Genomic DNA, 10,730 nt, shown 5'->3' on the forward strand with positions numbered 1-10,730 from the left:
ATCCGCGGGAAGTCCCGGCCGATGATGGCACTCCGGCTGAAACGCCGGTCGGTGGTCACCGTCTGCACGTCCTCGTAGCGGGTGACGAGCCAGGCTTCCTCCTCCCCGTGCGGAAGACGGATCCGGGCGACAGGCTCCTCGGTCAGCAGCTGCTTGAGCTGCGGATCGAATGCGAGGGCTTCGGCGAATTCGAAGGGACAGTGCCGTACGTTCGAGCCGTGTTTCATATGCAGCTCCATGTGTGGGACATAGAGGGCAAACCGCAACATTCGGGCTGAACACGGCATTAGTACCCGATCGCCAGTGGACTTACACGCGCCGCTGCCCGCCCCCGTCGTGGCCGGCTACACCCACGACGGAGTCGTCGAAAGACGCCTTCGCGTACCTGGCCCGCCGCCACTCCGACGCCGCGACCGACGGACCCACCGAGCTCACCACCCCACGCCCGTCGCCGTGAGTGGTTGTTCGGTCCAGAGGATCTTTCCGGTCGGGGTGTAGCGGGTGCCCCAGGGGGCGGCGAGCTGGGAGACGATGAACAGGCCCCGGCCGCCCTCGTCCACCGTGCGGGCATGGCGCAGGTGCGGTGCCGCGGCGCCGGTGTCGTGGATTTCGCAGGTCAGGGTGTCGGTGCGGATCAGGCGGAGGAGTACGGGGGGTGTGCCGTAGCGGACGGCGTTGGTGAGCAGTTCGCTGACGATCAGTTCGGTCGCGTATGACGTGGTCTCGTCGACGTGCCAGGCGGAAAGGTGTTCGCGCGTGAAGGTGCGGGCCTGCGCCGGACTCGTCGGGTCGTGGGGCAGTTCGACGGCGGCCGCGTGGTCGGTCGGGAGGGTGCCTGTGCGGGCGAGCAGGAGGACGGCACCGTCGAGGTCGCGGTTCGCGGGGGAGGGCGTAGACGGCTGCGTCGCTCAGATCCCGAAGCGGGCGGTCGGGATGTGCGATGGCCCGGCGTACGGGGTCGGACGGGTCGGCGTCCTCCGGCCCGAAGGCTCCGGTGCGGAAGGCGAGCACGCTGCCCTCGTCGAGCGGGACCGTGGTGGCGGCGAACGGGACGGGCTCGCCCGCGCCCAGGGCGGCACCGTCCGGCAGGTCGGGGAGGAAGGTGTGGCCGTCGGGGCGGATGACCAGGGGGGAGAGGTTTCCGGCGCGGGCGAGCGTGCAGGTGCGCGTGAACGGGTCGTAGACGCCGTACAGGCAGTCGGCTGTGAGGGGCTTGTGGCGCGCGGCGTCGGCGGTCGGGAGCTCGGTGCGCTCCGCGGCCAGCCGGGTGACGGTGTCGTCGAGGCGGGCCAGCAGCTCGTCCGGATCGAGGTCGAGGACGGCGAGGGCGTTGATGGCCATGCGCAACTGCCCCATGGTGGCGGCGGTTTCGATGCCGTGGCCCGCCACGTTCCCGACGACCAGTGCGGTGCGCGCACCGGGCAGGGCGATGACGTCGAACCAGCATCCGCTGTTGCTGCCCGGCACGTGCACATGGGCGGTCTCCAGGGCCGGAGGGCTCGGCACCCGATGGGGCAGCAGGCGGCGCTGCACGGCCGACGCGATGGTGTGATCGCGCTCGTAGCGGCGGGCGTTGTCCAGGCTGAGCGCGGCGTGCGCGGCGAGGTCGGCGGCGACGGTGACGTCCCGCTCGTCGTACGGCTCGGATCCGTGCAGGCGTACAGGCTGAGCAGCCCGAGCACCGCACCCTGCAACGTCAGCGGAACGGTGAGCAGGCTGCGGGCACCGGCCCTCTCGATCATCAGGGCCTGCGCAGGGTCGGCGGACAGCCACTCGGTGGCGTCGCCCAGGTCGGCCAGCCGGGGCCGGAGGTCGGACAGGGAGCGTGCCTGCGGTGTGCGGTAGGGCGTGCTGCGCACGTCCCCCTCCGGCCGGGATGGCGTGGTGTCCGGCCCGCGTGCGGCCGCGCAGCAGAGCGGGACGTCACGCCGCAGCGGGGAGGGAGGTGGCTCCTCCCCGCGCAGGACGTCGTCCACGATGTCCACCACAATCGGATTAGCGATCCGTAACGATCCTGTGGCAGACTGTGACTCGCACGCCCGGCGCCCAGGCGACGTCGGGCACCCTCCTCGGTCAGGCCGCATATCCTGGCCGACCAGCGTCCGGAGGGACGTGTCACGCGGGCTGACGGCTCCTGCCGCTCAGCACCAGGGCACGAAGGCGATTGGCTCACACCTTGCGCAGCACTCGGGGTCACTAAGCCAATCAGAGACGCTGTACGTCCGGCCGGAGGGCGACCGCGACCTCGTCGCCCGCCCTCTCGTCGTACGCCTCACGGTCCACCGCACCCGCAGGTCCTCGTCCAGGACGTACCAGGTGGCGGGGGGCAGCGGAGCGGGCGATTCCAGGTCTTCGAAGTCCGACACGCGCTCTCACCACCTCGCCTCCACGATCCGCCACCGGCTGGACCACCGCATCCGGAAGGTGCCACCGAGGAGGGCGCGCCGGTGAGCACGGGCACGTCCTGGTGAGCAGTAACAAAAAGTGCAGTAGTGGATGAAATGCCGGACGGTTGTGCTTGTTCGCACCGCCGTCCGAGTAGGTGACGCATGACCGAGGCCGAGACCGCTCGGGACGCCGACGCCTCGCCGCGCCCGGCCAAGTTGTCCCTTCCCACGCTCACCGCGATGGTCGTCGGCTCGATGGTGGGCGCCGGGGTGTTCTCCCTGCCCAGCCGCTTCGCCGAGGAGACCGGCGTCGCGGGCGCGCTCATCGCCTGGTCGATCGCGGGCGTCGGCATGCTGATGCTCGCCCTGGTCTTCCAGACGCTCGCGATCCGGCGTCCCGACCTGGACGCGGGGGTGTACGCCTACGCCAAGGCGGGCTTCGGCGAGTACCTGGGTTTCTTCTCCGCCTTCGGGTACTGGGCGAGCGCCTGTGTGGGCAACGTGACGTACTGGGTGCTGATCATGTCGACCGTGGGCGCCGTGGTGCCCGCCCTCGGCGAGGGCGACACGGTCCTGGCGTTGGTGCTCTCGTCCATCGGTCTGTGGGGGTTCTTCCTGCTGATCTGCCGTGGGGTCAAGGAGGCCGCGGCGATCAACCGGATCGTGACGGTGGCCAAGGTCGTCCCCATCCTGGTGTTCATCGTCCTGGCGCTCTTCTACTTCAAGGCGGACGTCTTCGCGGAGAACTTCGGCGGCGAGGACTACGCCGGCTCGCTGTTCAGCCAGGTCCGCGGGACGATGCTGGCCACGGTGTTCGTGTTCCTCGGCGTGGAGGGCGCGAGCGTGTACTCACGGCACGCCAAGCGCCGGGAGGACGTCGGACGGGCCACGCTCCTCGGGTTCCTGAGCGTCTTCGCCGTCTTCGCGTCGGTCACCATCGTGTCGTACGGGATCATGCCGATGAGCGAGATCGCCGAGCTGCGCCAGCCGTCCATGGCCGGCGTCCTGGAGCATGCGGTCGGCACGTGGGGCCAGGTCTTCGTGAGCGTCGGGCTGATCGTCTCCGTGCTCGGCGCCTATCTGGCGTGGACGTTGATGGCCGCGGAGGTGCTGTTCGTCGCGGCCAAGGACGACGACATGCCGCGGTTCCTGCGCCGCGCCACACCCGCCGACGTGCCCGTGCCCGCACTGCTGATGTCCTCGCTGCTGTCCCAAGTGGTGCTGATCGTCACGCTGTTCTCCGAGGACGCCTTCAACTTCGCGCTCGACCTGACCAGTTCACTCTCCCTGATTCCCTACCTGCTCGCCGCCGCCTTCGCCGCGAAGATCGCATGGCCGCGCCGGCCGCCCGATGCCGGCCCGCGGCGCGGCCGCACCGGCGAGCTGGCCGTCGGCGTTCTGGCCACCGTCTACACGGCCTTCCTGCTGTTCGCGGCGGGGCCGAAGTTCGTCCTGGTGTCCTTCATCCTCTACGCCCCGGCCACGGTCCTGTTCGTCATGGCGCGCCGCGAGCAGAACAGACGCCTCTTCTCACCGCGTGAAGTCGTCATCCTCATCATCTCGGTCGCCGGAGCAGTGATGGGCCTCGTCGCACTGGCAGCGGGCTGGATCCACCTCTGACCCGGCCCGGCACATCGGCTTCCAGAAAGGCATCAGCTTCCAGAAAGGCACGACATGACAGCCCAGGACACCCCGTCCCAGCCCGCGTACGGCGTTCACTCGGAGGTCGGCAGACTGCGCAAGGTGCTGGTCTGCGCGCCCGGGCTGGCCCATCGCAGGCTCACCCCGACCAACTCCGACGACCTGCTCTTCGACGACGTCATGTGGGTGGAGAACGCCCAACGCGACCACGCCGACTTCGTCAGCGAGCTCCGCGAACGGGGCGTCGACGTCGTCGAACTGCACGACCTGCTCACCGACACCATGGCGATCCCCGAGGCGAAGGCGTGGCTCCTGGACCGCAAGATCGTCGCGAACGAGGTGGGCATAGGGCTGATCGACGACACCCGGGCCTTCCTGGAGTCGCTCGAGCCGCGCCGGCTGGCCGAGTATCTGATCGGCGGTCTCGCCACGACCGACCTGCCCGACGAGTTCCGCTCCGGGTATGTGGCCCTGGCCCGCGAGTCGGCCGGTGTCCGCGAGTACCTGATGCCGCCGCTGCCCAACACGCTCTACACCCGGGACACCACCTGCTGGCTCTACGGCGGACTGACCCTCAACCCGCTGTACTGGCCCGCCCGGCACGACGAGACGCTGCTGATGAAGGCGATCTACACCTTCCACCCCGACTTCGCGGGCTCCACCGTCTGGTGGGGCGACCCCGAACTCGACTGGGGCCAGGCCACGTTCGAGGGCGGCGACATCATGCCGGTCGGCAACGGCGTCGTCCTGATGGGCATGAGCGAGCGCACCTCACGGCAGGCGATCACCCAGGTGGCCAAGGCCCTGTTCGACAACGGCGCCGCCGAGCAGGTGATCGTCGCGGGCATGCCCAAGCTGCGTTCCGCGATGCACCTCGACACCGTGTTCACCTTCGCCGACCGCGATCTCGTCACCCTCTACCCGCGCATCATGGAGGCGGTGCACACGTTCTCGCTGCGGCCCGGCGACAGGGCCCCCGGCTTTGAGATCACCGACGAGGAGTCCCGTGCGTTCGTCGACGTCGTCGCCGAGGCGCTCGGCCTGCCCCGGCTGCGGGTCGTGGAGACCGGCGGAGACGTGTACGCCTCCGAGCGCCAGCAGTGGGACAGCGGCAACAACGCCGTCGCCCTGGAACCGGGCGTGGTGTTCACGTACGACCGCAACACCCAGACCAACGCGCTGCTGCGGCAGGCCGGCGTCGAGGTGATCACCATCGTGGGCGCCGAACTCGGCCGCGGGCGGGGCGGCGGACACTGCATGACCTGCCCGATCATCCGCGAGCCGGTCGACTTCTGAGGCGCTGCGACCGCCGCTGCCCTGCTCCGTCAGCGGCAACGCCCGGCTTGGGCGCGGGCGGCACCCCGCCGGCGCCGGGATGCCCCTGCGTCAGCCCAGCAAGTGACCGTTCGGAGCCATCGCCGCCCCCTCGTACTCCGGCAGCACCACCACATCCACGCCCGCCCGAGCGAGCGCCCCGCTCCCGTCGGCCCCGGCGACGAACGTGTCCGGCTCCCGCCAGGCCGTCACCACCCGCCGCACCCCGGCGTCGAGGATCAACCGCGCACACGGCCGCGGCCGTGAGGCCCGGCGCACGCACGGCTCCAGGCTGCTGTACACCGTCGCACCGGCCAGCCTCGGATCGCCGGGGTCGATCTTCGCCAGCGCGGCTTCCTCCGCGTGCACGACCGGATCCCCGGCCTCCCGCGAGTACCCCCGCGCGAGCTCGGTGCCGTTGTCCGCGACCACCACGGCCCCCACGCTGAACGCGGTCTTCGACGGAGGGCACTGCGCGGCCAGTTCACAGGCGAGCGCCAGCCAGTGCCGGTCGGCAGCCGACGGCAGCCCGCCGACGCCCGGTGCGGTGGGCTCGTAGCGCATGAGAACGACGTCACCGATGGGCCGCGTCTCCACCAGGCGCAGCCGCCCGCCCTGATACGGGCCGGGCCCGAAGAGCCGGGGCGCGTCCGGGTCCCCGACGAACAGCGGGGCGAGGACGAGGTGCAGTTCGTCCGCGAGGCCGTCCCGCAGCAGCTGGGTGTGGACGGTCCCGCCTCCTTCGACCATGAGCCGCCGCACTCCCCGTACGTCGTGCAGATGCTCGAGCAGCGCCCGCCAGTCGAGGTCGGGCCCGAGCGCCACGACGTCCGCGGCGAGGTCCGCCGCCCGGAGCCGCCGGGCGCCCTCCGTCGTCGTGTAGACGATCTTCTCCCCGCCCGTGTGCCAGAACCTGGCGGCCGGGTCCAGGTCCCCCGAGCCGCTGACCGTGACCTTCAGCGGATACTCCGGCTTCCCGGCGGCCACGCGGGCGGCACGCCGCTCGGGCGAGTTGACCAGCAGCCGGGGGTTGTCGGCGCGGATCGTGCCGGCGCCGACCAGGATGGCGTCGACCGAGGCCCGTACCTCGTCGACCCGGTCGAAGTCGGCGGGGCTGGAGAGCAGGAGGCGTTCGGGGCCGGTGTCGTCCAGGTAGCCGTCGAGGGAGACGGCGGCGGACAGCAGGACGTGGGGGAGGGGCATCGGCGCACCCATCTGGGAAACGGCCGGGACGGCCGGAGACGGCGGGGGCTTGGTTCAAGTTTTAAGCAAAACTACACTGGTCGTATGACGACTCGCTGGCTCACCCCCGAGGAGCAGCGCGCCTGGCGCGCGTACATCGCGGCCGCCCACCTCGTGGAGGATGCGCTCGACCGGCAGCTCCAGCAGGAGGCCGGCATGCCGCATCTGTACTACTCCATCCTGGCCAACCTCTCCGAGACCGACGAGCGCCGGCTGCGCATGACCGACCTCGCGGAACGGCTGAAGATCACCCGCAGCCGGCTGACATACGCGGTGACCCGGCTGGAGAAGGACGGCCTGGTGCGGCGGGAGGAGTGCCAGTGGGACAAGCGGGGCAGCGTCGCCGCCCTGACGGACGAGGGGGCGGCCGTCCTGGAGCGTACGGCGCCGGGGCATGTCGAGACGGTCCGCGCCCTGCTCTTCGATCACCTCACCCCGCAGCAGGTGGGCCAGCTGGAGGAGATCTTCACGGGCGTCACGCGGGCCCTCCAGGGCGACGACCCGCAGAGCGCGCCCGCCGATGTCCCCTGGCTGCGCCGCTCGTCACCCTGTTCGTGAGCCGCGTCACATATCGCCAGTCCCACCTCATCCGCGTTGCTTCAAACTTCAAGCATGGGTAGGGTCCCTGATCGAGGGGCTGCTTCAAAACTGAAGCAGCTTGTACGGAATCGGAGGCCCGCATGCCCGACTTCCCCGCCGCCACGCCGCGCGCCCGCGTCCGGGTACCGCTGCGCTTCCACGACGGCTACAGCGTCGACGCCGAACTGGTCACCTTCCACGGCCTGACCGACGGCCAGGAACACGTGGCCGTCGTCCTCGGCGATCCCGGCCCCGTGCCCCTGGTCCGGCTGCACTCCGAGTGCCTGACCGGCGACGTCTTCGACTCCGCCCGCTGCGACTGCGGCCCCCAGCTGCGCGAGGCGGTCGAGCGCATCGCGGCCCGCGGCGGCGTCCTGCTCTACCTCCGTCAGGAAGGCCGCGGCATCGGCCTCTACAACAAGCTCGACGCCTACGCCCTCCAGGATCAGGGCCTGGACACCTACGAGGCGAACACCGCCCTCGGCCTCCCGGAGGACGCCCGCGACTACACGTCGGCGGCCCAGATGCTCCAGGCCCTGTCCATCACGGACCTGGACCTGCTGTCCAACAACCCCGACAAGGCCGACCAGCTGCGCACGCTGGGCCTCACGGTCCGCGACCGCATCCCGACGGGCGTCTTCACCACCGCCCACAACGTCCGCTACCTGCGCGCCAAGGTCCTGCAGACGCAGCACACACTGCCGCTCGGCCGGCTGACCGAGCTGAACGCGGGCTGAACGGCCGGGTCGCCGGGCGGAGACAAACCCTGGCGCGACCGGCCCCGCGGATGGCGTACACTGGTGTCATACCGACGCGGGGTGGAGCAGCTCGGTAGCTCGCTGGGCTCATAACCCAGAGGTCGCAGGTTCAAATCCTGTCCCCGCTACTGAAGGCCTGAGGCCGGAATCCAGTTCATGGATTCCGGCCTCAGGCGTTACCGGGCATGACCGAGGGTTACCGGCATGTCATCCGGTCGGCCCAGCCGGCTCGCCCCCCGCCCCCGCTCCGGAAAACCTGGACGGACGAGGTGGTGCGTGGACGTGCGTGGCGGGAGACGAGGGTGCGGCCTGCGGAGGCTGACGGAGAGGTGCCGTACGCCCGAGGGGGCGGGCGGTTGCCTGAGGAGACGGTCCCCGGCCGCGGGCTCGGCGGCGAAGCCGCGCACCTGCAGGCCGGCCGGAGCGAGACGCGGCGGATCTCGTACGCGCGCACCTTCGTCCGGGCGCTCCCCGCACTGCTGATCGTCATCGGCGGCGTCTACGACTACCTCACGCCCCGCCCCTACACCGCGGTCCCCCTGTTCACCGCCGCACCCCTGGTCGCCGCCCCGCTGCTGTCCCGGCGGGCCACGATCCTCACCGGCATCGCGTCCGTCGCCGTCGTGCTCGGGCTGCACATCCGGTACGGCACGGCGTTGCGCGTCGACGCGCTCACCGAGCTCGTCACCGTGGCGACGGTCGCCGTGCTGGCCGTGCTCATCAATGTGCTGGTACGCCGCAGCCACACCCGGCTCGACTCGGCATGGAAGATCGCCGAGACCGCCCAACGCGCGGTGCTTCCCGAACCCCTCGGGCGGATCGGCGGCTTCGACATCGCGGCACGCTACGAGGCGGCCCAGGCGGACGCCTTCATCGGCGGCGACCTGTATGCGGTGCAGGACAGCCCGCACGGCGTACGCCTCGTCGTGGGCGACGCGCGGGGCAAGGGGATGGGCGCGGTGGGGGCCGTCGCCGTGGTCATCGGGGCGTTCCGGGAGGCCGCCGAGCAGGAGGCGACGCTTCAGGGGGTCGCCGAGCGGCTGGAGCGGGCGCTGACGCGCGAGGCCGCGCGGCGCGACGGCGTCGAGGCCACCGAGGGGTTCGCCACTGCCGTACTCGCCGAACTGCCGCCCGATGACGGGGTCGTACGGATCCTCAACCGCGGTCATCCGCCGCCGCTGCTGCTGTGTGCCGACGGCACCGTACGTCCGCTGCCCGCCCGCGAACCCGCGCTGCCGCTCGGCATGGGCGATCTGGGCGCCTGGCCGGCCTGCGTGGAGGAGTCCCGCTTTCCGGACGGGGCGATGCTGTTGCTGCACACCGACGGCCTGTCCGAGGCCCGCGACGCGCACGGCAGGTTCTACGACCCCGCGGCGCGGCTGGCGGGCCGCACCTTCCGCGGACCCGGCGAACTGCTCCGCGTCCTGGCCGAAGAAGTGCGCCGGCACTCCGGGGGCGGGATGACCGACGACATGGCTCTGCTTGCCGTACGACGACCGTCACCGGACGTGACCGGACGTACGCCCTCCGCATAACAACTGACATACAGTCAGAAACAGGGGAGCCCTTGAGTAGCGGTCAACTCGCCCGATTTTCGCCGCTCATGACCCTGTACGTCCGGCCGGAAATCGTTAAAGATCAAGTGGAACCGCTTGGAATTCATGCCCCGCTTCTATTAACGTCCGATAACGCAGCGCGGTCGTCCCAGCCGTCACAAGAGTCGGCTCCGTGCGCACGCGCCGAATCCCGCAAGGGAACCGGGGAACCACCAACTTGGGGTGAATCGGGTGTAGGTCACCGTGGCAACACGGCTGATTTACGCGCGTAGGAGACCTTCCTGCTCCGAACCCGTCAGCTAACCCGGTAGGCGAGAAGGAAGGAAAGGAGTACGCCTACGTGGCGTCCAACCGGCCTGCCCCAGAAGCCCCCTTCGTGCCGGCCCAGCGCTCCGGCGACACCGTCGTCTACGGCGGGCAGCGCACCGACGAGGGTCCCTGGGAGGAGTGGAACCCCACCGCGGAGTCCCTCCGCCCCGTACGCGGCCGGCATCGCGTCTCCAAGCAGCGCGGCGGTGGACTCGCCCGCAGCTCCACGGTTCTCGGCGTCGGCGTCATAGCCGCGGTCGGCGCGGGCGGCATGGCCAGCGCGCAGACCGGCAAGCCACCGGTGTCGATCTCGATGCCGGACCTGCCGGCCGTGGGCTCGCTGATCTCCGACGACTCCGCCGACTCCGACACCTCCGACGAGACCGCCACCGCTCCGCTCAGCAGCCTCGGCGTGACCACCGCGGACACCGCCCAGGGCACCACCGACGCCGGTGAGGCGCTGCGCGCCCGCATCATCGCCCAGGCTGAGCAGCAGCAGGACCAGGTCGACACCAAGGCCGCCGCCGCCACCGCGGCCGCCGCCGAGAAGGCCGCCGCCGAAGCCGCCGCCAAGGCCGAGAAGGAGGCCGAGGCCAAGGCCGCCGCCGCGAAGGCGAAGGCCGAGGAGGAGGCCCGCCAGAAGGCCGAGGCCGAGCGTCTCGCCCAGCTGGCCAGGCAGTACGCGCTGCCGACCTCCTCGTACACCATCACCTCGAGCTTCGGCCAGGCCGGTGCCCTGTGGTCCTCCGGCTACCACACGGGCCTCGACTTCGCCGCGCCGACGGGCACGCCGCTCAAGGCCGTGCACAGCGGCACGATCACCGAGGCCGGCTGGAACGGGTCGTACGGCTCCAAGACCGTCCTCACCCTCAACGCCGGCCCCGAGCTCTTGTACCCCCACCAGTCCTCACTCACCACCAGCGTCTGCCCCGAGTTCAACACGG

General features: G+C 70.8%; 8 protein-coding genes, 1 tRNA gene, 3 pseudogenes and 1 riboswitch. Of the genes and pseudogenes, 7 read left to right on the plus strand and 5 right to left on the minus strand.

What is annotated here, in order from left to right; genetic code table 11:
- From ACTWQJ_RS36685 to ACTWQJ_RS36700, 4 genes and pseudogenes are all read right to left on the minus strand, one after another.
- Positions 1 to 227, minus strand: a pseudogene (locus ACTWQJ_RS36685) (cytochrome P450); the annotation flags it as partial.
- Between the two features lie 204 nt (positions 228 to 431).
- Positions 432 to 851 carry an ATP-binding protein gene (locus ACTWQJ_RS36690; protein WP_443310789.1) on the minus strand — a complete coding sequence of 140 codons (420 nt, stop codon included), beginning with the start codon at positions 849 to 851 and terminating at the stop codon, positions 432 to 434.
- Between the two features lie 202 nt (positions 852 to 1,053).
- A pseudogene (locus ACTWQJ_RS36695) lies at positions 1,054 to 1,773 on the minus strand (PP2C family protein-serine/threonine phosphatase); the annotation flags it as partial.
- Positions 1,707 to 2,084, minus strand: a pseudogene (locus ACTWQJ_RS36700) (hypothetical protein); the annotation flags it as partial. The pseudogenes ACTWQJ_RS36695 and ACTWQJ_RS36700, both read right to left, overlap by 67 nt.
- A gap of 465 nt (positions 2,085 to 2,549) precedes the next feature.
- On the opposite strand from ACTWQJ_RS36700, the gene ACTWQJ_RS36705 reads away from it, so the two are divergent.
- Together ACTWQJ_RS36705 and ACTWQJ_RS36710 are read left to right on the plus strand one after the other, a co-directional pair.
- Positions 2,550 to 4,007: a basic amino acid/polyamine antiporter gene (locus ACTWQJ_RS36705; protein ID WP_443310782.1), complete on the plus strand. Its 1,458-nt coding sequence runs from the start codon at positions 2,550 to 2,552 to the stop codon at positions 4,005 to 4,007.
- Between the two features lie 54 nt (positions 4,008 to 4,061).
- Positions 4,062 to 5,324, plus strand: a complete 1,263-nt coding sequence (locus tag ACTWQJ_RS36710; RefSeq protein ID WP_443310783.1) for an arginine deiminase — start codon at positions 4,062 to 4,064, stop codon at positions 5,322 to 5,324.
- 90 nt (positions 5,325 to 5,414) lie between these two features.
- Here the strand turns inward: ACTWQJ_RS36710 and ACTWQJ_RS36715 are convergent, their stop codons facing one another.
- Positions 5,415 to 6,545, minus strand: coding sequence for a dihydrofolate reductase family protein (locus tag ACTWQJ_RS36715; protein WP_443310784.1), 1,131 nt, complete (start codon positions 6,543 to 6,545; stop codon positions 5,415 to 5,417).
- 84 nt (positions 6,546 to 6,629) lie between these two features.
- Here ACTWQJ_RS36715 and ACTWQJ_RS36720 point away from each other — a divergent pair, with 84 nt between their 5' ends.
- The 5 genes from ACTWQJ_RS36720 to ACTWQJ_RS36740 all read left to right on the plus strand — a co-directional run.
- Positions 6,630 to 7,142 carry a MarR family winged helix-turn-helix transcriptional regulator gene (locus ACTWQJ_RS36720; RefSeq protein ID WP_443310785.1) on the plus strand — a complete coding sequence of 171 codons (513 nt, stop codon included), beginning with the start codon at positions 6,630 to 6,632 and terminating at the stop codon, positions 7,140 to 7,142.
- A gap of 122 nt (positions 7,143 to 7,264) precedes the next feature.
- Positions 7,265 to 7,900: a GTP cyclohydrolase II gene (locus ACTWQJ_RS36725; RefSeq protein WP_443310786.1), complete on the plus strand. Its 636-nt coding sequence runs from the start codon at positions 7,265 to 7,267 to the stop codon at positions 7,898 to 7,900.
- Between the two features lie 75 nt (positions 7,901 to 7,975).
- Positions 7,976 to 8,049 (plus strand) — tRNA-Met (locus ACTWQJ_RS36730).
- A 174-nt stretch (positions 8,050 to 8,223) separates the two neighbouring features.
- Positions 8,224 to 9,456: a PP2C family protein-serine/threonine phosphatase gene (locus tag ACTWQJ_RS36735; RefSeq protein ID WP_443310787.1), complete on the plus strand. Its 1,233-nt coding sequence runs from the start codon at positions 8,224 to 8,226 to the stop codon at positions 9,454 to 9,456.
- A gap of 192 nt (positions 9,457 to 9,648) precedes the next feature.
- A riboswitch (cyclic di-AMP (ydaO/yuaA leader) is annotated at positions 9,649 to 9,806 on the plus strand.
- Positions 9,807 to 9,817: 11 nt separating this feature from the next.
- Positions 9,818 to 10,730: M23 family metallopeptidase (locus ACTWQJ_RS36740; protein ID WP_443310788.1), on the plus strand; the 913-nt coding region annotated here is incomplete at its 3' end.

The sequence above is a fragment of the Streptomyces sp. KR55 genome, from assembly GCF_052245645.1.
In the GTDB taxonomy this organism is placed as follows: Bacteria; Actinomycetota; Actinomycetes; order Streptomycetales; family Streptomycetaceae; genus Streptomyces; species Streptomyces flavusporus.

Excerpts from the sequence above, each read along its gene's own strand:
- ACTWQJ_RS36705 (WP_443310782.1), top strand. The coding sequence starts at position 2,550 with ATGACCGAGGCCGAGACCGCTCGGGACGCCGACGCCTCGCCGCGCCCG.
- ACTWQJ_RS36710 (WP_443310783.1), top strand. The coding sequence starts at position 4,062 with ATGACAGCCCAGGACACCCCGTCCCAGCCCGCGTACGGCGTTCACTCG.
- ACTWQJ_RS36715 (WP_443310784.1), bottom strand. The coding sequence starts at position 6,545 with ATGCCCCTCCCCCACGTCCTGCTGTCCGCCGCCGTCTCCCTCGACGGC.
- ACTWQJ_RS36720 (WP_443310785.1), top strand. The coding sequence starts at position 6,630 with ATGACGACTCGCTGGCTCACCCCCGAGGAGCAGCGCGCCTGGCGCGCG.
- ACTWQJ_RS36725 (WP_443310786.1), top strand. The coding sequence starts at position 7,265 with ATGCCCGACTTCCCCGCCGCCACGCCGCGCGCCCGCGTCCGGGTACCG.